We start from the raw sequence: 21,343 nt of genomic DNA, 5'->3' as shown, positions 1-21,343 counted from the left end.
ATGTGTTAAGCACGCCGCCAGCGTTCGTCCTGAGCCAGGATCAAACTCTCCGTGAATGCTTCAAAAAAGCAGCACGAGAGCGGGTCGACCAGAGGAATAATCCAGCCGACCACAGCGTCCTCGCTGTACAACATCATTCAAAGGAACCACCACCACCGAAACCCACCCACAGACTTGCAGGCAGACCCCGAATGGCGGGGGTATCAACATATCTGGCGTTGACTTTTGGCACGCTGTTGAGTTCTCAAAGAACGGACGCTTCCTTCGAATGCCGTCTCCGACACCCTCCGGGCTTTCCCTTCGGTTTCCACTACGTTAACAAGTTTCCCGGCCGATGCATAATCGGTGGTTTGAGGGAGAAATTTCGGCACGCCGAAATTGAACCCTGCTCGGGAATCGTAGATAGTGGTTGGCCACTTCGGAGCACCGTCACCCAACCTTGCGGTTGCCGTGCCAGGCTGCCCCGTTCAAGCGGCTCGGACTACACTAGGCGTCGGGCCGGGTCGCGTCAAGTCCCTTCCTCGGCCGCCTCGGCTGGTGTGCCCGGTAGGGGCTGACAGTGGGATCGCCGTCCAGCCAGAAGCGCCAGGGATGGCCCGCCCCGTCACCGCCCACTCCGGTGCGCGGCCCCGCCCGTATGACGTCCGCGGTCACGGGCCGGCCCGTGAGAATGCGCAGCGGCGCAGCCGGGTCGTCGCCGCACACGTCGGCGCCGTCCAGGGCCCGGTCGATACCCAGACCGGTGGCCAGCCGGGCCGGTCCCTTGGCCAGCTCGGTGCTCTTGCGGGCCTTCGGCCTGCGCGCCCAGGCCCGCTCCTCACCCGCCAGGATCTCCCCTCCCCGCAGCAGGACCCCGCTCGCGTGGCCTTCCGGGCCGCAGACCAGGTTGAGGTTCCACCACATCCCGTAGATGAAGTAGACGTACGCGTGGCCCGGCGGGCCGAACATCGAGGCGTTCCGCCGGGTCCGCCCGCGGTAGGCATGCGAGCCGGGGTCGACCTCCCCCGCATACGCCTCCACCTCGGTCAGCCGGAGCAGGATCGGCCCGTCCGCCGTGTTGCGCACGAGGATTCGGCCCAGGAGGTCCGGGGCGACCTCGAGCACGGGCCGGTCGAAGAAGGAACGGGGCAACGGGGCGTACTCGTCCCCGGCGTCAGGCGTACAGTCTCGGCCAGCGATCATGCCGTCGGAGCGTAGTCGACGGGGTGGAACCGCCGGCGCGGCTGTCGCGTTTGTTACGGGCAGTACGTCACCGCGGTACGACTTCACAGCGGTACTCGGAGAAAAGCCGATCCTGGAGAGGATGAGCATGGGCTTCAAGAAGCTGCTTGCCAGCGTGGGCGCGGGGGGTGCATCGGTCGAGACGGTGCTGACCGAGCCGAACGTGGTACCGGGCGGAATCGTGCAGGGCGAGGTGCGGGTGCAGGGCGGATCGGTCGCCCAGCAGATCGAGGCCCTGTCGGTCGGCCTTCAGGCTCAGGTCGAGGTGGAGAGCCAGGACAGCGAGTTCAAGCAGAACATCGAGTTCCACAAGCAGCAGCTCGGCGGTGCCTTCGAGGTGCAGCCCGGAGCGGTGCACGCGGTGCCGTTCGGGCTGGAGATCCCGTGGGAGACGCCCATCACCACCTTCCTGGGCCGCCATCTGACCGGGATGCACATCGGCGTCGTGACCGAGCTGGAGATCGCCCGCGCGGTCGACTCCGGTGACCTCGACCCGGTGAACGTGCACCCGCTGCCCGCGCAGCAGGCGCTTCTGGACGCCTTCGGTGCCCTCGGCTTCCGCTTCAAGAGCGCGGACATGGAGAAGGGGCAGATCCGCGGCACCCGCCAGCGGCTGCCCTTCTACCAGGAGATCGAGTTCTACGCTCCGGAGCAGTACCGCGGTCTGAACGCGGTGGAGCTGAGCTTCGTCTCGGACGACAGGGAGATGGACGTCGTCCTGGAGATGGACAAGAAGCCCGGCCTGTTCAGCGAGGGCAGCGACTCGTACCGCTCCTTCACCATGGGGCTGGCCAACTTCCAGGAGACCGACTGGAGCGCCTACCTCAACCAGTGGCTCGCCGAGGTCGGGGGCAAGCGCAACTGGTTCTGAGGCCGCGGCCCCGGGTGCGGCGGGCGGTCGGCCGCGCCGGTCAGCCCAGGAGCACGGCCAGGGGCGCGTCCCTCACCGTCCAGTAGCCGACGGCCGCCGAGAGGATCTCGGCGGCCGTCTCCGCTTCCTGCGGAGCGGCGGCCGCGAACTCCACCCAGCCGCTGGTCAGCACGAGATAGCCGCGGGGCTCACCCCACCAGGACAGATCCGTGAGGCAGTCCGCGAGGGCGTCCCAGTTCCGGCCGAACCAGTCGGGCAGTTCCAGCCCGGTGGCGCAGCTGTCCAGGAATGCGGCCTTGTCGGTGACCCCGCCCAGATCGATCACCGCGGCCTGCCAGTCCTCCGCCTGGGCCTGGAGCAGCGCCTCCGGCCCCACCGAGGCGACCCGGTACACCCCCGGCGGCACGGTGCCGTCGAAGATGCCGCTCAGGCCGTCGTCCGGCAGTTCGGGCAGGTCCACAGAGCTGGTCACGATTGCACCACCCGCTTTGAAGGTCTCGTAGTGGTCACTGGTGTCTTGGCGCTCGCCCCTCGCGTGTGCCCCTCGTCGTACCCATGCCGAGGCCGCGGCAGCCGCCGCGCGAAGGCTCTCGCGCACCGGCGGGCAGCGGTCCTCGCCGGCAGGGGCACAGGGGCTCGCGGGCTTCCTTGGTAGCACCCGGCGATGCCGCCTGCCGGGCCGACCCGCCCTGGTTAGGCTGGCCGATACAGCGATTCTTCGGACCTGGAGGTTCCACGTGACCGAGCACGAGCGGCGTCCGCTCCCCCATGCCTTCCATCCCCCCGTCCCGGCTTTCACCGTGGTCAGCGACGAGGTGGGCGAAGGTGAGCGGCTCGGGTCCGCGCAGGTGTACGCGCAGGGGAACACCTCCCCGCACCTGCGCTGGGAGGGTTTCCCGGCGGGCACCAAGAGCTTCGCCATCACCTGCTTCGACCCGGACGCGCCGACCGGCAGCGGCTTCTGGCATTGGTCCCTCTTCGACATCCCGGCCTCGGTGACCGAGCTGCCGACCGGAGCCGGGTCGGGGGAGATGAAGGGGCTGCCGGAGGGCGCGGTGCACGTACGGAACGACTACGGCACCCGGGACTTCGGCGGTGCGGCGCCCCCGCCCGGCGACGGACCGCACCGCTACGTCTTCACCGTCTACGCCGTGGACACCGAGAAGCTGGGCCCCGACGCCGAGGCGGCGCCCGCGGTGGTCGGCTTCAACCTGCGGTTCCACACCCTCGCGCGGGCTCAGCTGATCGGTGAGCACGAGACGCCCGCGGCGGGCTGAGGGAGGCGAAAACGCGTTGCGGCTGCCTGGGTGCCGCGCGCACTGTGGTGCCCTGGGCAGTCGGTACCGCGAATCCGCGGGGGCGGCGGCGCGCCTGTGTCTGCGCGCGAGCCGCCCGCCGGAGTCCGGCCGGGGGCCGGACGGCCGCGCCGACTGCCCGCCTCACGCGGTGGTGTCTCCCCGCGCCTGCTTCTCCTTTCCTCTTCCCTAACCCTTTCCTTTTCCCCTTCTCCGCGCGCCGCACAGTGTTGCCGGTCGTCATTCCTCCGGTGTGCCTTTCGATGACCGGGTCTCTTCACCTGCCGTACAGGAAAGGGAAATTGCGTTGTACGGGAGTGCGCGCACCGGCACAGTGGAGCCACCTCGCGATCTGAGCGGGGCCGACCGGGGAGGTGGAGAGGATGCGCGAGACGCTGGTCCTCAACGCGAGCTTTGAGCCGCTGTCGACGGTGTCGCTGCGGCGCGCGGTCGTCCTGGTGATGCAGGACAAGGCCGTCGTCGAGCACGCGCACCCCGGAGTTCGGCTCCGCGCCGCGACGGTCGACCTGCCCGTGCCGCAGGTGATCCGGCTCCGCAGATACGTACGGGTCCCCTTCCGACAACGGGCGCCGTGGTCGCGGCGGGGGGTCCTGGTACGTGACCGGCACCGGTGCGCGTACTGCGGCCGGCGGGCGACCACGGTGGACCACGTAGTGCCGCGCTCGCACGGCGGCGGGGACACCTGGCTGAACACCGTCGCGGCCTGTGCGCCGGACAACCACCGCAAGGCGGACCGTACTCCCGCGCAGGCGGGGATGCGGCTGCTGGTCCAGCCCTTCGAGCCGACGCCCGCCGACGCGCTGCTGCTGGCGCTCGGACTGCGCGACGGCGACACGCTGCCGGAGTGGCTGGCACTGCCCGCGCCCGCGCCGGCGGCCTGAGCGGCGGGGCGGAAGAGGCCCGGCGGGGTCCGGGCGGGTCCGGGCGTCAGCCCAGCAGCAGTTGGAGGATCGCCACGATCCCGACTGCGACGATGACCCCGCGCAGCGCGGCCGGCGGCAGCTTGCGTCCGATACGGGCGCCGAGTTGGCCGCCGGCCGCCGACCCCACCGCGATCAGCAGGACCGCGGTCCAGTCGAAGTCGGCGACGAAGAGGAAGAAGAGCGCGGCGGTGCCGTTGACGATGGCGCTCAGGACGTTCTTGACGGCGTTGAGCCGTTGCAGGTCCTCGCGGAGCAGTGCCCCCATCAGGGCCATGTAGATGATGCCCTGTGCGGCGCCGAAATAGCCGCCGTACACGCTGGAGGCCGCGATGCCGCCCATCAGGCCCGGTCCGCCGTCGGGGTGCGACCGGTCGCCGTTGCGCTCCCGCCGGCGCTGGACGGCGCGGGCGAGGCGGGGCTGGAGCACCACGAGGATCAGCGCGAGCCCGATGAGGGCGGGGACGATCAGGTCGAACGCGCTGGACGGCAGGGTGACCAGCAGTATCGCGCCGGCCAGCCCGCCGAGGAACGAGAAGGCGCTGAGCCGCAGCACCCGGGCGAGCTGCCCGCTCAGCTCCCGCCGGTAGCCGATGGCCCCGCTGATGGAGCCGGGCACGAGGCCCAGAGCGTTGGAGACGTTGGCGGTGACGGGCGGCAGGCCGACGGCGAGGAGGACCGGGAAGGTGATGAGCGTCCCGGATCCGACGATGGTGTTGATGGTGCCCGCGCCGATTCCGGCGAGAGCGACGGCCAGTGCCTCCCAGATGCTCACGCGTCAGCGCCTCTCGAACAGTCGGTGCTCAGTGCACCGATCATGCCCGAGAGGTGCTCGGGACACGCGTCCGGGTCGCCGTCGGTCCGGCGCCGCTACTTCGTCATCGGGGTGCCGCCGCCGTCCCCGCCGCTGTTGCCCCCGCTGTTCCCGCCGCCGCGGAAGCCGTCGAGCGCGCCGCCGAGGCCCTTGAGCGCGTCCCCGATCTCGCTGGGCACGATCCAGAGCTTGTTCGCGTCGCCCTCGGCGATCTTCGGCAGCATCTGGAGGTACTGGTAGGAGAGCAGCTTCTGGTCCGGGTCGCCGGCGTGGATGGACTCGAACACCGTACGGATCGCCTGCGCCTCGCCCTCGGCCCGCAGCGCGGCGGACTTCGACTCGCCCTCCGCCCGCAGGATCGCCGACTGCTTCTCGCCCTCGGCGGTGAGGATGGCGGACTGCCGCACGCCCTCCGCCTGGAGGATGGCCGCGCGCTTGTCGCGGTCGGCGCGCATCTGCTTCTCCATCGAGTCCTGGATGGAGGTGGGCGGCTCGATCGCCTTCAGCTCGACCCGGTTGACGCGGATGCCCCACTTGCCGGTGGCCTCGTCCAGCACGCCGCGCAGGGCCGCGTTGATCTCCTCACGGGAGGTCAGGGTCCGCTCCAGGTCCATGCCGCCGATGATGTTCCGCAAGGTGGTGACGGTGAGCTGCTCGATCGCCTGGATGTAGCTGGCGACCTCGTACGTCGCGGCGCGGGCGTCGGTCACCTGGTAGTAGATCACCGTGTCGATGTTGACGACCAGGTTGTCCTGGGTGATGACGGGCTGCGGCGGGAAGGGCACGACCTGCTCGCGCAGGTCGACGCGGTTGCGGATCGTGTCGATGAACGGCACGACGATGTTGAGCCCGGCGCTGAGCGTACGGGTGTACCGGCCGAAGCGCTCGACGATGGCGGCGCTGGCCTGCGGGATGACCTGAATCGTCTTGATGAGGGCGATGAACACCAGCACCACGAGGATAATCAGGACAATGATGATGGCGTCCATCGCCAGTCCCCCTGCTCGTCGGTAGAGATTCGCTGTGGCGGTGCGCTGCGTGAGATCCGCGCGGGAACCCTCAGTCGTACGGCCGTTACCCGACCATCACATCACGACGGCGGTGGCCCCGTCGATCTCGGCCACGTCCACCTGGCTTCCCGGCTCGTATGCCTGGGCCGGATCGAGCGCGCGCGCCGACCAGACCTCGCCGGCGAGTTTGATCCGCCCGCCCTGCCCGTCCACCTTCTCCAGCACCAGCGCACGGCGCCCCTGGAGCGCGTCGACACCGCTGCGCAGCCCCGGCCGCGCGCTGGTCGAGCGCTTCGCGAGCGGTCTCACGACCAGGATCAGCGCGGTCGAGACGACGGCGAAGACGACCACTTGCGCCACGGCGCCGCCGCCGAGCCCGGCCGTGACGGCGGCGGCCACGCCGCCCACCGCGAGCATGCCGAATTCAGGCATGGCGGTCAGTACGAGGGGGATTCCCAGTCCTACGGCGGCGATCAGCCACCACACCCATGCGTCCACGAGTCCATGGTAGGCGTGCGGTCAGCGCAGCGGCAGACCCTGTGCGGTCCAGCGGTCTCCGCGCTGCTCGACGACGAGCGGCAGACCGAAGCAGAGCGAGAGGTTGCGGGAGGTCAGCTCGGTCTCCACCGGTCCGGCGGCCAGCACCTTTCCCTGACGGATCATCAGAACATGGGTGAAGCCCGGCGCAATCTCCTCCACGTGATGGGTCACCATCAGCATCGAGGGTGCGTAGGGGTCACGCGCGAGGCGCCCGAGCCGCCGGACGAGGTCCTCCCGGCCGCCGAGGTCGAGCCCGGCGGCGGGCTCGTCCAGGAGCAGCATCTCGGGGTCGGTCATCATCGCGCGGGCGATCATGGTGCGCTTGCGCTCGCCCTCCGAGAGGGTGCCGAACTTCCGCTCCAGGTACTCGCTCATGCCCAGCCGGTCGAGGAAGGCGAGCGCCCGCTCCTCGTCCACCGCGTCGTAGCGCTCGCGCCAGTGCGCGGTCATGCCGTACGCGGCGGTGAGCACCGTCTCCAGCACCGTCTGGCTGCGCGGCAGCTTCTCCGCGACCGCCATCCCGGCGACGCCGATACGGGGGCGCAGCTCGAACACGTCGACGCTGCCGAGCCGCTCGCCCAGGATCGTGGCCGTACCGGAGCTGGGGAAGAGATAGCTGGACGCGATGCTGAGCAGGGTCGTCTTGCCGGCGCCGTTGGGGCCGAGGAGCACCCAGCGCTCGCCCTCCTTCACCGACCAGGAGACCTCGTCCACCAGAGCACGGCCCTCGCGGACCACGGATACGTCCACCAGCTCCAGTACATCGCTCATGAGCGCGCGTCTCCCATTGCAGTCGTGTTGCCCGTGCCAACCGGCACAGTCCCCAGGGAAAACCTACGCCACACCGTCACGAGGACGTTCCCTAGGCTGGGGTCATGCTTGAGGAACCGCGTTCGGGGCGGCTGGCCGCCTGGGGAAACGCCCTGTTTGCCGGAGAGATCTCGCCCGACGAGGCCGCACTGCGGATCGTGGGGGACGACGCGGTGCACCGGGTCGCCGCACTGCCCGAGGGGAGCAGACCGCAGGACGGTGCCGGCGGCGGGCCGCCGCACACCCCGCCGCAGCCGCCGCAGCCGCCTGAGCCGGACGGGGCGCCGCCGGTCGGCCTCACCATGGCGCTGGGCCGGCTGCGCACGCTGGGCGCCGCCGGGCTGCGCGTCGCGCTGCCCGTACCGGGGCACCCGCTCGGGCTCAGCGGCCCGCCGGAGTTCAACAGCCGCGCCCTGGAGGCGGGCGAGGCCGTGCTCGCCTCCGGCGCCGGGCTCGGCCTGGTGCCCGAGGTGCTGGCCGCCGGGCCCGCGGGGGACGGCGTGCATCCGGACGACACGCATGTCGAGGTCGTGTGGCACTGCCTGCCCGTACGGGAGGCGCCGCCCGCCGACGTGCCCTCGCTGGGCGAGGCGGAGCGGGAACTGGCGGAGGCGATGCGGGAGGCGACGGAGCTTCTGACCCGGCTGGACGTGGCCGGTTCCGGGCCCGCCTCGGACGCGGCGCTGGCCGCCTACCGGGCCCGGATGGAGGCCGGCCGGCAGCTGCTGGCCCCGGGCTATCCGCCGCGGGCGGTCCGGGTGCTGGAACTGGCGCAGCGGGTGGGGGCGCTGGTCGCGATCGCCCACGCGCGCGGCGGCGACGGGCGGGAGCACGGGGGCGCGGTGAGCGCGTCCGAGATCGAGGTACGCGCGCGGGCGCTGCGCCCGGTGGAGCGTACGGCGCGGCGGGCCCAGGTGGCCGCGTACAACGCGTACACGGAGGAGCTGGAGCGCAGAGGCGGCTGAGGTCCGCGAGGGCGGGCCGCGGACAGCGGAGTGCCCCGCGGCCCGGTGCGGGCGGCGGGGCACTCCAGGGCCGTGCTCAGGCGTTGACGCAGGTGTTGCCGACGGCCGGGTTCAGCACGCCGATCACGTTGACCGTGTTGCCGCAGACGTTGGCCGGCACGTGGATGGGCACCTGCACGAGGTTGCCCGAGGCGACGCCCGGCGAGTGCTTGGCGACGCCCTGCGCGGCGGCGTCCGGCGCCCCCGCCGCCGTGGCCGCACCGGCACCGGCGACGACGAGCCCACCGGCGGCCATCGTGACGGCGGCGATCCTCTTCATGTTCTTCACTACGACATCCTCCTGGTACGAAGCACCGCGGCCAATCGCCGCACTGCGCCATGGAGAACGGCCCGACCGCCCGGCAGGGTGCGCCATACGGCCGAGAACCACACGACTGAATGAATCCCGCCCGCCCGTCAGCCGGTCAGACCGTGCCGTACCGCCCACAACGCGGCCTGGGTGCGGTCCGCGAGATCGAGCTTCATCAGGATGTTCGACACATGGGTCTTCACGGTCTTCTCCGAGAGCACCAGCGCGCGGGCGATCTCCCGGTTGGAGCGGCCGTCGGCGATGAGCGCCAGCACCTCGCGTTCGCGCTCGGTGAGCGACTGGCCCCGTCCGCCGCCGGTCGCGCCGCTGTCCGAGAGCAGCGCCCCGGCCACCTCGGACTGGAGCAGCACGTGCCCGGCGTGGACGGAGCGGATGGCGCCGGCGAGCGCGTCCGGGTCGACGTCCTTGTAGACGTACCCGGCCGCACCCGCGCGCAGCGCCGGGACGACGGTGCGCTGCTCGGTGAAGCTGGTGACGACCAGTACGCGGGCGGGGTTGTGGAGTTCGCGCAGCTGCCGCAGCGCGTCGATCCCGTCGGTGCCGGGCATCTTCACGTCCATCAGGACGACGTCCGGGCGCAGTTCCTCGGCGCACGCCACGCCCTGCGCGCCGTCGGCGGCTTCGCCCACGACCTCGATGTCGTCCTGGATCTCCAGGAAGGTGCGCAGTCCGCGCCGCACGACCTGGTGGTCGTCCACCAGCAGGACCCTGATCGTGCCCGGTTCAGCCACCGGGTACCTCCATCTCGATCGTGGTGCCCTTGCCGGGCTCCGATGCGACGGTGAGCCTGCCGCCGACGCCCCTGGCACGGTCGCGCATCGAGACCAGGCCCAGATGGCGCCCCGCGCGCCGTACGACGGTGGTGTCGAAGCCGCGCCCGTCGTCGGCGACGCGCAGGACGGCGCCGGCGCCGCGCCGGGTGAGGGTGATGTCCAGGCGGCCGGCGGCGGCGTGCCGCAGTGCGTTGTGCATCGCCTCCTGGGCCACTCGCAGCAGCGCCTCCTCCTGGGCGGCGGGCAGCGCGCGCACGCCCTCGCAGACGAAGCTGACGCGGGCGGAGTGCGCGCGGTCGAGCACCTGGGCCTGCGAGCGCAGCACGGCGACGAGCCCGTCGTCGTCCAGGGCCGCCGGGCGCAGCTCGACGACGGCGGCACGCAGTTCGTCCGCGGCCTGGGCGGCGAGCCGGGAGACCTCGTGCAGCTCCTCCTTGGCGCGGGCGGGGTCCCGGTCGACCAGGGCGGTGGCGGCCTGGGCGGTGAGCCGGAGGGAGAAGAGCTTCTGGGAGACGGCGTCGTGCAGTTCGTGCGCGATGCGGGTGCGCTCGCCGACGATGGTCAGCTCGCGGCTGCGTTCGTAGAGCCGGGCGTTGGTGAGCGCGAGGGCGGCGTGCTGGGCGAGCACGCGCAGCAGGGCCTCGTCTTCCTCGGTGAAGCCGCACACCCCGGCGGCGCACGACCGGCCGGGCTCCGGCGCGCCCTCGTCGCCCGCGGGGCCCTCCTTGTCCGCCAGGCCCCTCCTGTTGGCAAGGCCCCTCTTGTTGGCAAGGAAAAGCGCGCCGAGCACTTCGTCGGCGGCGGCGATGGGCATGCCGAGGAAGTCGGACATGTCCGGGTGGGCCGCCGGCCAGCCGCCGAAGCGCGGATCGTCGCGGACGTCGGCGAGGCGCTGCGGGGTGGCGTCGTGCAGCATCGCGGCGAGGATGCCGTGCTGGCGGGGCAGGGGGCCGATGGCGCGCCACTGCTCGTCGGTGACGCCGTCCACCACGAACTGGGCGAAGCCGCCGTGGTCGTCGGGCACGCCGAGGGCGGCGTACTCGGCGTCGAGCAGTTCGCGGGCGGAGGCGACGATCGTCTGGAGGACGTCGCGCACCTCGAGATGCCGGTTCATCGCGAGCAGCGCCGCGCTGACGGCGGCCAGCCCGGTACGGGGGACCATGCCGATCACGGTACCGGCGCGGGGGCCCCGGCGTATCGGCCCGGCGCGGGGGCGGGGCGGTCCGGTGGGCGTAGGTCCCCGGACGTACGGGGCGGGGCCGGGCGGCGTACGGCAGGAGGGCGGCACCCGCGTGGGTGCCGCCCTCCCGTGCGCCCCCGTACGAGGGCGGGGACGTGCTACTTGCGCATGACCTCCGGCTCGTGGCGGCGCAGCAGCCGCGCGACCACGATGCAGCACACGACGCCCATGGCCACCAGGATCGTCATGTCCAGCACGTAGATGCCGACGCTGTGCTCCCACAGCGGGTCCGGGTCACCGCCGGGCTCCCAGGGGGCCATGACGGTCGCCAGGTCCATGGAGGAGCCGGCCGCACCGATCGCCCAGCGCGAGGGCATCAGCCAGGCGACCTGCTCGACGCCCAGCGAGTCGTAGAGCTGGAAGAGGATGCCGGTGAAGACGACCTGGACGATCGCGAACATGACCAGCAGCGGCATGGTCTTCTCGGCGGTCTTGACCAGGGAGGAGATGATCAGCCCGAACGCCATGGAGGTGAAGCCGAGGGCGATGATCGCCACGCACATCTCCACCGCGGCGGGCACGACCAGGCCCTCCTCGGGGAGGTCCCGCACCGAGAAGCCGATGACGCACAGGATCACGCCCTGGAAGGCCGTGATGCAGGTGAGGACGAGCACCTTGGACATCAGGTAGGCCGAGCGGGAGAGGCCGGTCGCCCGTTCCCGCTCGTAGATGACGCGTTCCTTGATCAGCTCGCGGACCGAATTGGCCGCGCCGGAGAAGCACATGCCCACCGCGAGGATGAGCAGGATGGTTCCCGCGGCCGAGTTGGAGAGCTTCGGGTCCTGCGGATGCTTGGTGAAGCCGTAGTCCGCCGGAATGACCGTACTGACCACGCCGAGCAGGACGGGAAGGGCCAGCATCAGCGCCATGAAGCCCTTGTCGGAGGCGATGACGGAGACGTATCTGCGGGTGAGCGTCCACAGCTGGGAGGCCCAGCTCTGCGGCTTCTGCATCCTGGTCGGTACCTGCGGCATGAACTGCTGGGCCTGCGGTTCCACGGCGTCGATGTCCGCGGCGTACATCTGGTAGTGCTGCGAGCCCTGCCAGCGGCCCATCCAGTCGTAGTCCCGGTAGTTCTCGAAGGCCGAGAAGACGTCCGCCCAGCTGTCGTAGCCGAAGAAGTTGAGCGCCTCCTCCGGCGGGCCGAAGTAGGAGACGCCGCCGCCCGGGGCCATCACCAGGAGCTTGTCGCACAGTGCCAGTTCCGCGACGGAGTGGGTGACCACCAAGACGGTGCGCCCGTCGTCCGCCAGGCCGCGCAGCAGCTGCATGACGTCGCGGTCCATGCCCGGGTCCAGGCCCGAGGTCGGCTCGTCCAGGAAGATCAGCGAGGGCTTGGTCAGCAGCTCCAGGGCGACCGAGACCCGCTTGCGCTGGCCGCCGGAGAGCGAGGTGATCTTCTTGGTCGCGTGGATGTCGAGCTTGAGCTCGGCCAGCACCTCCTCGATGCGGGCGTTGCGCTCGGCCTCCGCGACGTCGCCGGGGAAGCGCAGCCGCGCGGCGTAGCGCAGGGCGGTGCGGACCGTCAGCTCCTTGTGCAGGATGTCGTCCTGCGGGACCAGTCCGATGCGCTGGCGCAGCTCGGCGAAATGCTTGTAGAGGTTGCGGTTGTCGTAGAGGACGTCGCCGTAGTTCGCCGGGCGGTAGCCGGTGAGGGCGCGCAGCAGCGTCGACTTGCCCGAGCCGGACGGGCCGATCACCGCGACCAGCGACTTCTCCGGTATGCCGAAGGTGACGTTGTTGAGGATGACCTTGCCGTTGTCGACCTTGACCGTCAGGTGGCGGGCCGAGAAGGAGACCTCACCGGTGTCGACGAACTCCTCGAGCCTGTCCCCCACCAGCCGGAAGGTGGAGTGACCGACACTGACCGTGTCGTGCGGCGTCAGGACCGCCGACCCGGCCTTCGCCAGCGGCTGGCCGTTGACGTAGGTGCCGTTGTGGCTGCCGAGGTCGTGGATCTCGAAGCGGCCGTCCGGCGAGGCGCGGAACTCGGCGTGGTGGCGGGAGACCTGGAGGTCGGAGACGACCAGTTCGTTCTCCAGCGCACGGCCGATGCGCATCACGCGGCCCAGCGCCAGCTGGTGGAACGTGGTCGGGCTGCGGTGGTCGCCGGCCTGCGGCGGCGGGGCCTGCTGGTGGTGCTGCGGGGGCTGCTGGTGCGGGACCTGCTGCGGCTGTTGCGGCGGGGCCTGCTGCTGCCAGCCGGGCGGCTGGCCCGGCTGCTGGCCGTACGGCGGCTGCATGGGCTGCTGCGCCGGCGCGGGCTGCTGGCCCCAGCCCGCGGGCGCGCCCTGCTGCGGCGGTGCCGCCTGCGGGACCTGCTGGGGAGGTGCGGCCTGGTGCTGCTGGGCGTGCTGCGGCGGGGCCTGGTGCTGGACCTGCTGGTGGGGCGCCTGTTGCTGGGCCTGCATCCCGGGTCCGGCCCCCGCCGGTGCGGCTGCCGCCGCCTGGGGGCTGGAGAGGCTCATGCGCGGACCGTCCGTGGCGTTCCCCAGGTACACGCTGGTACCGGGGCCGACCTCCATCTGCTGAATCCGCTGACCGTGCACATACGTGCCGTTGGTGCTGCCGTGGTCTTCTATGAGCCAGGCACGTCCCCCCCATCGCAGCGTGGCATGCCGCCAGGAAACTCTGGCGTCCTCGATCACCACGTCCCCCTGCGGATCGCGCCCCAGGTTGTACGCCCTGGACGCGTCGAGCGTCCAGGTCTGTCCGTTCAGTTCCAGTACGAGTTCCGGCACTCCATGCCCCACAAAGTTGTCCCCCGAGCTACCCCCCGCGAAGGGGGTCTAGGGATGGTGAACATCGTGGGGAACTATTTCAGGCTCCCTGGCCTGACAGGAAGCCGCCCCGTGAAATGCCCTCGTCAGGCACGACGAAATCAATCCAAACCCCCGTGGAAGCCGGTCGGCTCCACCGCTCCGCGCAGAAAGCGAACCCTACGTACCCGGGCTCACCCGAGTCCACCATACGGCCCCCGCATGAGACCGGGAGGCCACAGCGATAACGTGAACGCACCATGACCACATCGCAGCCGGTTCCCGCCTCGCTCTCGCCCGACACCCCGACGTATCTGGTCAAGATCTTCGGCAAGGACCGCCCCGGCATCACCGCCGGACTCTTCGACACGCTCGCCGCGTACGCCGTCGACGTGGTCGACATCGAGCAGCTGGTGACCCGCGGCCGGATCACCCTGTGCGCCCTGGTCACCGCTCCCGCCAGCGGCCCCAGCATCAGCGGCACGCACGAGGGCGCGCTGCGCGCCACCGTGCACAGCTGGGCCGAGTCCATGAAGCTGGAGGCCGAGATCATCTCCGGCACCGGCGACAACCGCCCGCGCGGCACCGGGCGCTCGCACGTCACCATCCTGGGGCATCCGCTGACGGCCGAGTCGACCGCCGCCATAGCGGCCAGCATCACCGCGACCGGCGGCAACATCGACCGCATCTTCCGGCTCGCGAAATACCCGGTGACCGCCGTGGAGTGCGACGTCTCCGGCGCCGACACCGCCGCCCTGCGCACCGCCCTCGCCCTGGAGGCCACCCGGTACGGCGTCGACGTGGCCGTGGTCGCCTCCGGCCTCCAGCGCCGCGCGCAGCGGCTGGTGGTCATGGACGTCGACTCGACCCTCATCCAGGACGAGGTGATCGAGCTGTTCGCCGCCCATGCCGGCTGCGAGGCGGAGGTCGCCGAGGTCACCCAGCGGGCCATGCGCGGCGAACTGGACTTCGAGCAGTCACTGCACGCACGGGTGCGGCTGCTCGCGGGGCTCGACGCGTCCGTGGTGGACAAGGTCCGCGAGGAGGTACGGCTCACGCCCGGCGCCCGCACCCTGGTCCGTACGCTCAAGCGGCTCGGTTTCCAGGTGGGCGTGGTCTCCGGCGGCTTCACCCAGGTCACCGACGCGCTCCAGCGGGAGCTGGGCCTGGACTTCGCCTCCGCGAACACGCTGGAGATAGTGGACGGCAAACTCACCGGCCGGGTCACCGGCGAGATCGTCGACCGGGCGGGCAAGGCCCGGCTGCTGCGCCGCTTCGCCGAGGAGGCGGGCGTGCCGCTCGTGCAGACCGTGGCCATCGGCGACGGCGCCAACGACCTCGACATGCTCAACACCGCGGGCCTGGGTGTCGCGTTCAACGCCAAGCCCGTCGTACGGGAGGCCGCGCACACGGCGGTGACCGTGCCGTTCCTGGACACCGTCCTCTATCTGCTGGGCATCACCCGCGAGGAGGTGGAGGCGGCGGAGGCCGCGGAGGCGATGGCGCCCGGCCCGGCGGCCGGCGAGGCGGACTGAACCGGGCGGGCGCCGGGCCGGAGCTCCGCGGGCGCCGGACGGGCCGGGCGCGGCCTACTCGTGCGGCGCGTGGTAGACGGCGAGAGTGCCGCAGCCGGGCTCGACGGACTTCCACGGACCGGAGAACCGGATCACCGCGAGCGCCGAGGTGGGGAACCCGCCCCGCGCCATGCGCTCCAGCGCGTCGCCCTCGGCACGGCCGGCCAGCAGGTCGGCCACGGTGTGCATCCCGGGGTTGTGGCCGACGACGAGCAGGTCCGCGGTCTCGGCCGGGGTTTCGTTGATCAGCGCGATGATGTCGCCCGCGGAGGCTTCGTAGAGCCGGTCCTCGTAGACCGTGCGGGGGCGGTGGGGGAGGCCGGGTACGACCAGCTTCCAGGTCTCCCGGGTGCGCGCCGCGGTGGAGCACAGGGTGAGTTGAGGACTGATGCCGTTCGCCGCGAGCCACTCGCCGACGCCCGGGGCGTCCTTGCGGCCCCGGTCCGCGAGCGGACGGTCGTGGTCGGCCACATCGGGCCAGTCGGCTTTCGCGTGCCGGAGAAGGACGATACTGCGGGCCACATCGACGCTCATGCGTTCCAGCTTCGCATGAAACGCGCCACCGGGCGCGAGCGGTTGGGCACGCCCCGGACCGCCCCTCAGCCCGGCAGCGCCGTCGCGATCCGCTCCAGCAGCCGCGTGCCGGTGTCGTCCGTGCCGGCCGCGTGCGCGCCGCCGCCGACGGCGAGCGCCAGCAGGGCGAGGAAGGCGGCGGCGGGCAGGGCCACCGCCCACCAGGGCAGCCGGGTCACCGCGACGGCACGGCGGCGCGGAGGGCTGGTGATGTCCGTCAGGGCCGCCATGGGGCTCGCCTCCGTGAGTCGTCCGTAGCTCGTCGTTCGCTGTACCTCGAAGCTACGGGCGCGCGGTGCGCGAACCCATCCGGTGACCCACCCAGTTCCCCCTGAGCCTGGCCCCCTAGGGGATGGTGGGGCTAGCCCCACCAACGCCGCCGCACCAGGGCCTTCAGGGCGCGGCGATCGAGGCGATCACGCCGATGACGATCAGGATGGCGAAGATCAGGCCGAAGACCTGGAGCAGCTTCTTCTGCCCGTGCTGGGGGTTGGGGTCAAGTACTGGCATGCCCCTCAGTGTCGCACTCAGCCGCCGTCCTCCACGCACCGGTCCCGGCCCGCGAGCACGCCGACGGAGATCTGCGCCAGCATCAGCCCCGCCATCAGCAGCAGCGGCGCGTGCCAGCCGCCGCTGTGCTGCTGCAGCGCGCCGACCAGCAGGGGGCCGGGGATGGAGAGGAGGTAGCCGGTGCTCTGCGCGAACGCGGACAGCTTGACCACTCCGGCGTTGCTCCGCGAACGCATCCCGATCATGGTGAGGACCAGCGGGAAGGCGCAGTTGGAGACGCCGAGGAGCAGCGCCCAGGCCCAGGCGCCGCCCGCCGGGGCGAACCACAGCCCGGCATAACCGGACAGGCCGCAGATCCCGAGCGTGAGCACCAGCGGCCCCTGGTGGCTCATCCTGGCGGCTATCCGGGGCAGGACGAAGGACAGCGGGATGCCCATGCCCATGGTCAGCGCGAGCATCATGCCCGCGGTGGAGGCGGAGACCCCGGCGTCGCGGAAGATCTGGGGCAGCCAGCCCATGGTGATGTACGCGGCGGAGGCCTGGAGGCCGAAGAAGACGGCGAGCGACCAGGCGGTGGCCGAGCGGGTGATGCGGATCGGCGGGGCGTCCGACGGGTCGGCGGGTACGGGCGCCGCGGTGCCCGCGCCCGCCGCGCCGCGGTCCCGCCTACGGCCCGCACGCAGTACGGCCGCCCAGGGCACCACCGCCAGCGCGCCGACCAGGGCCCAGGCACCGAGCCCGAGCCGCCAGCTGCCGCCGAGCGCCTCGGTCATCGGGACGGTCACGGCGGCGGCACCGGCCGTGCCGAGGGAGAGCGCCATGGAGTAGAGGCCCGTCATCGACCCGACGCGGTCGGGGAACCACTGCTTGACGACGACCGGCATCAGGACGTTGCTCACCGCGATCCCGGCCAGTGCGAGGGCGCTGGCCAGCAGGAAGAAGGCGGTGCCGCCCGCGAGGGGCCGCAGCGCGAGGCCCAGGCTGATGGCCGCCATCCCCGCCAGCACGACGGCCGCCGCCCCCCAGCGGCGGGCCAGCCGCGGTGCGAGACCGCCGAAGACCGCGAAGCAGAGCGAGGGGACGGAGGTGAGCAGCCCGGCGACGGTACCGCTCATCCCCAGGCCGCGCTGGACCTCCTCCAGCAGCGGGCCGAGCCCGGAGATGGCGGGGCGGAGGTTGACCCCGGCCAGCACGAGGCCGATGACGACCAGCCGCAGCGTCCAGCGGGACGGCGCAGACGCGGCGGGCGGCGCGATCTGTGACGCCGGAGCGGCGCAGCCCGAAGCGGGGACGCGGGGTGCCCGGTTCGGCCGCGCATCACTTTTCACGTCATCCTCCGCCATAGCCATGAAGTGCATCATAGAATCATGGGATGAATGTTCGCCAATTCACCCGTCTCCCCCGTCACCGCCGCCGGGGAGAGCCATGCCGCTGAACTCGCCGCACCGCTCCGCGCTCGCGGACCAGGTGATCACCTCGCTCCGTGCCCAGATCTCCTCCGGCGAGTGGCCGGTCGGCTCCCGCATCCCCACCGAGGCGGAGCTGGTGGAGCAGCTGGGTGTGGCCCGCAACACCGTGCGCGAGGCGGTACGCGCCCTCGCGCACAACGGCCTGCTGGACATCCGCCAAGGTTCGGGCACCTATGTGCTGGCCACCAGCGAACTCGCCGGGGTGATGCACCGGCGCTTCGCCGCGGCCGACCCGCGCCACGTGGCGGAGCTGCGCAGCACGATGGAGGCGTCCGGCGCCCGGCTGGCGGCGCGGCGCCGCACCGCACAGGACCTGGCGCAGCTGGACGCGCTGCTGGAGGTGCGCGAGGCGGCCTGGGAGTCGGGTGAGGTGGGCCGGTTCGTGGAGGCGGACGCGAATCTGCACCAGGCCGTCGTCGCCGCCTCGCACAACGAGGTACTGACCGCCGTCTACGCCGACCTCGGGGACGTGCTGCGCGCGTTCCTGCGCATCGACGTCGGCGAGCGGCTGCTGCCGGAGAACCACCAGGACCACGCCCGGATGGTCGCGGCGATCCGGGCGGGCGACGAGGAGGCGGCGGCGCACGAGGCGGGCTCGTACACGCGCCAGTGGGGCTGCGGGGTGCGCGGGGCGGCGCTCTGAGGGCACCGGCACCGCCCGGTACGGGCGCTCGTCCGCGCGGGCCAGGAGACTTTGGACCGAAACTCCGGACCGGGAAGGCCGGGCAGCCGTGGCGGGCGCCGTCCCCGTGGTGCGGGCGGCCACAATGGGCCGCACCAGCGAGGAGGAACACGATGGCCAAGTACCTGCTGCTCAAGCACTACCGCGGCGCCCCGGCCGCGGTGAACGACGTGCCGATGGACCGGTGGACGCCGCAGGAGATCGCGGCCCATGTGCAGTACATGAACGACTTCGCGGCCCGGCTCGAGGAGAGCGGTGAGTTCGTGGACAGCCAGGCGCTGGCCCCCGAGGGAACCTTCGTGCGGTACGACGGCGAGGGGCGCCCGCCGCTCACCGGTGGCCCGTTCGCCGAGACCAAGGACCTCGTCGCCGGCTGGATGGTGATCGATGTCGCCAGCCGCGCACGCGCCCTCGAACTGGCCGGCGAACTGTCGGCCGCCCCGGGGGCGGGCGGGCAGCCGATCCACGAGTGGCTCGAGCTGCGTCCCTTCCTGACGGAGCACTCCCCCGGCACGGAGTGACCTCCGGGTGGAGGGCGGCGGCCCGCGGCCCGGGCCGCCGGCACGGGAGACGCTGGACATCCCGTGGCCCCGCCACTGCGCGGTGGCGGGGCGCGTACGGCTGCGCTCAGGCGCCCATCATGTGGACGCCGCCGTCGACATGCACGATCTCACCGGTCGTCTTCGGGAAGAAGTCCGACAGCAGGCCGACGATGCCGCGCCCGGCGGGCTCCGGGTCGGCCAGCTCCCAGCCGATGGGCGCGCGGTGGTTCCACACGTCCGCCAGCTCCTCGAAGCCCGGGATCGACTTGGCGGCCATGGACTTGACCGGCCCCGCGGAGACCAGGTTGCAGCGGATGTTCCGGCTGCCCAGGTCGCGGGCGAGGTAGCGGCTGGTCGACTCCAGGGCCGCCTTGGCCACGCCCATCCAGTCGTACTTGGGCCAGGCGAACTGCGCGTCGAAGGTGAGCCCGACCACCGAGCCGCCCTGCGGCATCAGCGGCAGGCAGGCCGTGGTCAGCGACTTGAGCGAGTACGCCGAGACGTGCACCGCCGTGCTGACGTCGGCCCAGTCGGCCGCCAGGAAGTTGAACGCGCCCTGCGGGCCGAACGCGACGGAGTGCACGACGCCGTCCAGCCCGTCGACGTGCTCGCGCACCTTGTCGGCGAGACCGTCCAGGTGCTCCTGGTCGGTCACGTCCAGCTCGATGACGGGGGCGGGGGTGGGCAGCCGCTTGGCGATGCGCTCCACCAGGGTGACGCGCCCGAAGCCGGTCAGGACGACCTCGGCCCCCTGTTCCTGGGCGATCTTCGCCGCGTGGAAGGCGATGGACGACTCGGTGAGGACGCCGGTGACCAGGATGCGCTTGCCTGCGAGGATTCCACTCATGACGATCAGTGACCCATGCCCATTCCGCCGTCGACAGGAATGACGGCTCCAGTGATGTACGCGGCCTCTTCCGAGGCCAGGAAGCGGACCGAGGCGGCCACCTCTTCCGGCTGGGCGTAGCGGCCCAGCGGCACCTGCGCCACGATGTCCGACCGCTGCTCGTCGGTGAGCACCCGGGTCATGTCGGTGTCGACGAACCCGGGGGTGACGACGTTGCAGGTGATGTTGCGCGAGCCCAGCTCGCGGGCGACCGAGCGGGCGAAGCCGATGAGCCCGGCCTTGGACGCGGCGTAGTTGGACTGCCCGGGCGAGCCGTAGAGCGCCACCACGGACGAGATCAGCACGACGCGGCCGCGGCGGGCGCGCAGCATGGTGCGGGTGGCGCGCTTGACGACGCGGAAGGTGCCGGTGAGGTTGGTCTCGACGACCGTGCTGAAGTCCTCCTCGGACATCCGCAGCAGCAACTGGTCGCGGGTGACGCCCGCGTTGGCGACCAGCACCTCGACCGCGCCCTGCTTCTCCTCGATCTCCTTGAACGCCTGCTCGACCTGCTCGGTGTCGGTGATGTCGCACTTGACGGCGAGGCACCCCAGCTCGGTCAGCTCGGCGGGCGGCTCTCCGGTGCGGTACGTGATGGCGACCTTGTCGCCCGCTTCGGCGAACGCCCGCGCGATGCAGAGGCCGATACCCCGATTACCTCCGGTGACGAGCACCGAACGATTCAAGTCCGAGCGACTCAAGGGACCACCCTTTCGTACGAGGAGCACAGCCCGCCGGTGAGCGCGGACCGCCTGCTGTCCCGTGAAAACTATCGGGTGGCCTCGCGTTCCGGGGAATCGGGCGCTGACAGCAGGCGGCGGCGGTCCCTGTGGGAACCCCACAGCGGCCAAGGGACCGGGGCGTCACGGCCTGCGGACCTCGAAGTGGTAGCAGCCGTACTCCACCGCCCGTACGTGGACGAGGACCACCTCGGGATCGCCGAACGCCTCGTCCAGCGCCGCGTCGAACGCTTCGCAGGTGTCGAACGGCAGCTCGATCATCCGGCCCCCCGCGATGTGCCCCCGCCGGTCGTAGCGGCGCAGCGCCCGCAGCGCGCCGGGCCGGGCGAAGGGGTACGGCTCGCCGCCCGCCGCGGGATCGGCCGGGCCGTCGCACTCCCGCGCGTGCAGGAAGACCGGCCCCTGCTCGTCGTACGCCGCCGGATCGGCGCCCGTCTCGGCGGCCCAGCGGCGCAGCGGCGCGTACGACACGAGGATGAGCTGCTCGCCGGCGCGGCTGGCCCGCAGGCAGCAGCGCAGCGGCGCGCCGCCCTCCTCGTCCGTGAAGGGGCGGGGGACGCGGTCCGCGTCGTCGGTCTGCCTCAGCTGTTTCAGCGCGGCCGCCTCGACGGGCCGCGCGCGGTAGGTCGTCATGCCGCCAGTCTCGGCCGCGCCGCCGGGCGCCGCTGGCGGGAATCCGACCTCGCGTCCGGCGCGCGCGCCACCCGCTCGCACCACCACCTCGCACCACCCGAGCCTCGCGTCACACGAACAGGTGA

Annotated in this window: 24 protein-coding genes; 7 read left to right on the top strand and 17 right to left on the bottom strand. The window is 71.7% G+C overall.

Features of this window, described 5'->3' with window-relative positions:
* Positions 1-486 precede the first annotated feature (486 nt).
* Entirely contained in the window at positions 487-1,182 is a 696-nt protein-coding gene (locus H299_RS0119720; RefSeq protein ID WP_027749812.1) for a DNA-3-methyladenine glycosylase, read from the bottom strand.
* 127 nt (positions 1,183-1,309) lie between these two features.
* Here H299_RS0119720 and H299_RS0119715 point away from each other — a divergent pair, with 127 nt between their 5' ends.
* Positions 1,310-2,092, top strand: a complete 783-nt coding sequence (locus tag H299_RS0119715; protein WP_027749811.1) for a sporulation protein — start codon at positions 1,310-1,312, stop codon at positions 2,090-2,092.
* Positions 2,093-2,132: 40 nt separating this feature from the next.
* On the opposite strand, the gene H299_RS0119710 is transcribed toward H299_RS0119715, so the two are convergent.
* The gene (locus H299_RS0119710) at positions 2,133-2,564 is read right to left on the bottom strand and encodes a barstar family protein (protein ID WP_027749810.1); all 432 of its coding nucleotides are present in this window, start codon (positions 2,562-2,564) and stop codon (positions 2,133-2,135) included.
* A gap of 265 nt (positions 2,565-2,829) precedes the next feature.
* On the opposite strand from H299_RS0119710, the gene H299_RS0119705 reads away from it, so the two are divergent.
* Entirely contained in the window at positions 2,830-3,369 is a 540-nt protein-coding gene (locus H299_RS0119705; protein WP_027749809.1) for a YbhB/YbcL family Raf kinase inhibitor-like protein, read from the top strand.
* Positions 3,370-3,770: 401 nt separating this feature from the next.
* On the top strand, positions 3,771-4,289 hold the full coding sequence (locus H299_RS0119700; RefSeq protein WP_027749808.1) for an HNH endonuclease: 519 nt from the start codon (positions 3,771-3,773) through the stop codon (positions 4,287-4,289).
* Positions 4,290-4,335: 46 nt separating this feature from the next.
* Here H299_RS0119700 and H299_RS0119695 read toward each other — a convergent pair whose 3' ends face one another.
* The 4 genes from H299_RS0119695 to H299_RS0119680 form a co-directional block, all read right to left on the bottom strand.
* Positions 4,336-5,103: a sulfite exporter TauE/SafE family protein gene (locus tag H299_RS0119695; protein WP_027749807.1), complete on the bottom strand. Its 768-nt coding sequence runs from the start codon at positions 5,101-5,103 to the stop codon at positions 4,336-4,338.
* A gap of 95 nt (positions 5,104-5,198) precedes the next feature.
* Positions 5,199-6,131, bottom strand: coding sequence for an SPFH domain-containing protein (locus tag H299_RS0119690; protein WP_027749806.1), 933 nt, complete (start codon positions 6,129-6,131; stop codon positions 5,199-5,201).
* 96 nt (positions 6,132-6,227) lie between these two features.
* Positions 6,228-6,650, bottom strand: coding sequence for an NfeD family protein (locus H299_RS0119685; protein ID WP_027749805.1), 423 nt, complete (start codon positions 6,648-6,650; stop codon positions 6,228-6,230).
* Positions 6,651-6,671: 21 nt separating this feature from the next.
* Positions 6,672-7,463, bottom strand: a complete 792-nt coding sequence (locus H299_RS0119680) for an ABC transporter ATP-binding protein (RefSeq protein ID WP_027749804.1) — start codon at positions 7,461-7,463, stop codon at positions 6,672-6,674.
* Positions 7,464-7,567: 104 nt separating this feature from the next.
* Here H299_RS0119680 and H299_RS0119675 point away from each other — a divergent pair, with 104 nt between their 5' ends.
* Positions 7,568-8,467: a hypothetical protein gene (locus H299_RS0119675; RefSeq protein ID WP_027749803.1), complete on the top strand. Its 900-nt coding sequence runs from the start codon at positions 7,568-7,570 to the stop codon at positions 8,465-8,467.
* A gap of 76 nt (positions 8,468-8,543) precedes the next feature.
* Here the strand turns inward: H299_RS0119675 and H299_RS0119670 are convergent, their stop codons facing one another.
* The 4 genes from H299_RS0119670 to H299_RS0119655 all read right to left on the bottom strand — a co-directional run bounded on the left by H299_RS0119670 (position 8,544) and on the right by H299_RS0119655 (position 13,603).
* A complete protein-coding gene (locus H299_RS0119670; protein ID WP_037759738.1) occupies positions 8,544-8,786 on the bottom strand; it encodes a chaplin in 243 nt (80 codons plus the stop codon).
* Positions 8,787-8,923: 137 nt separating this feature from the next.
* On the bottom strand, positions 8,924-9,568 hold the full coding sequence (locus H299_RS0119665; RefSeq protein ID WP_027749801.1) for a response regulator transcription factor: 645 nt from the start codon (positions 9,566-9,568) through the stop codon (positions 8,924-8,926).
* Positions 9,561-10,772 (bottom strand): GAF domain-containing sensor histidine kinase, encoded by a 1,212-nt coding sequence (locus H299_RS0119660; protein WP_037759678.1) that lies wholly within the window; start codon positions 10,770-10,772, stop codon positions 9,561-9,563. The genes H299_RS0119665 and H299_RS0119660 overlap by 8 nt, the downstream gene beginning before the upstream one ends.
* A 176-nt stretch (positions 10,773-10,948) precedes the next feature.
* Positions 10,949-13,603: an FHA domain-containing protein gene (locus H299_RS0119655; RefSeq protein ID WP_078512879.1), complete on the bottom strand. Its 2,655-nt coding sequence runs from the start codon at positions 13,601-13,603 to the stop codon at positions 10,949-10,951.
* A gap of 266 nt (positions 13,604-13,869) precedes the next feature.
* On the opposite strand from H299_RS0119655, the gene serB reads away from it, so the two are divergent.
* Positions 13,870-15,144 carry a phosphoserine phosphatase SerB gene (serB, locus tag H299_RS35110; RefSeq protein WP_051262640.1) on the top strand — a complete coding sequence of 425 codons (1,275 nt, stop codon included), beginning with the start codon at positions 13,870-13,872 and terminating at the stop codon, positions 15,142-15,144.
* Between the two features lie 54 nt (positions 15,145-15,198).
* Here serB and H299_RS0119645 read toward each other — a convergent pair whose 3' ends face one another.
* From H299_RS0119645 to H299_RS0119630, 4 genes are all read right to left on the bottom strand, one after another.
* On the bottom strand, positions 15,199-15,717 hold the full coding sequence (locus H299_RS0119645) for a SixA phosphatase family protein (protein ID WP_027749798.1): 519 nt from the start codon (positions 15,715-15,717) through the stop codon (positions 15,199-15,201).
* A gap of 65 nt (positions 15,718-15,782) precedes the next feature.
* Positions 15,783-15,986: a hypothetical protein gene (locus H299_RS0119640; protein WP_027749797.1), complete on the bottom strand. Its 204-nt coding sequence runs from the start codon at positions 15,984-15,986 to the stop codon at positions 15,783-15,785.
* Between the two features lie 163 nt (positions 15,987-16,149).
* Positions 16,150-16,266 carry an SGM_5486 family transporter-associated protein gene (locus tag H299_RS40530; protein ID WP_486587347.1) on the bottom strand — a complete coding sequence of 39 codons (117 nt, stop codon included), beginning with the start codon at positions 16,264-16,266 and terminating at the stop codon, positions 16,150-16,152.
* A gap of 17 nt (positions 16,267-16,283) precedes the next feature.
* Positions 16,284-17,615 (bottom strand): CynX/NimT family MFS transporter, encoded by a 1,332-nt coding sequence (locus H299_RS0119630; RefSeq protein ID WP_486587346.1) that lies wholly within the window; start codon positions 17,613-17,615, stop codon positions 16,284-16,286.
* Positions 17,616-17,691: 76 nt separating this feature from the next.
* Here H299_RS0119630 and H299_RS0119625 point away from each other — a divergent pair, with 76 nt between their 5' ends.
* A complete protein-coding gene (locus H299_RS0119625) occupies positions 17,692-18,378 on the top strand; it encodes an FCD domain-containing protein (RefSeq protein WP_027749795.1) in 687 nt (228 codons plus the stop codon).
* 152 nt (positions 18,379-18,530) lie between these two features.
* The gene (locus H299_RS0119620; protein ID WP_027749794.1) at positions 18,531-18,938 is read left to right on the top strand and encodes a YciI family protein; all 408 of its coding nucleotides are present in this window, start codon (positions 18,531-18,533) and stop codon (positions 18,936-18,938) included.
* A gap of 106 nt (positions 18,939-19,044) precedes the next feature.
* Here the strand turns inward: H299_RS0119620 and fabI are convergent, their stop codons facing one another.
* From fabI to H299_RS0119605, 3 genes are all read right to left on the bottom strand, one after another.
* Positions 19,045-19,806, bottom strand: coding sequence for an enoyl-ACP reductase FabI (gene fabI / locus H299_RS0119615; RefSeq protein WP_027749793.1), 762 nt, complete (start codon positions 19,804-19,806; stop codon positions 19,045-19,047).
* A 5-nt stretch (positions 19,807-19,811) separates the two neighbouring features.
* A complete protein-coding gene (gene fabG, locus H299_RS0119610; protein WP_027749792.1) occupies positions 19,812-20,531 on the bottom strand; it encodes a 3-oxoacyl-[acyl-carrier-protein] reductase in 720 nt (239 codons plus the stop codon).
* A gap of 177 nt (positions 20,532-20,708) precedes the next feature.
* Positions 20,709-21,218 (bottom strand): DUF1203 domain-containing protein, encoded by a 510-nt coding sequence (locus H299_RS0119605; protein ID WP_027749791.1) that lies wholly within the window; start codon positions 21,216-21,218, stop codon positions 20,709-20,711.
* Between the last annotated feature and the right edge of the window lie 125 nt (positions 21,219-21,343).

Source organism: Streptomyces sp. CNH287, assembly GCF_000424825.1.
This window is presented reverse-complemented; position numbering and strand designations above follow the sequence as displayed.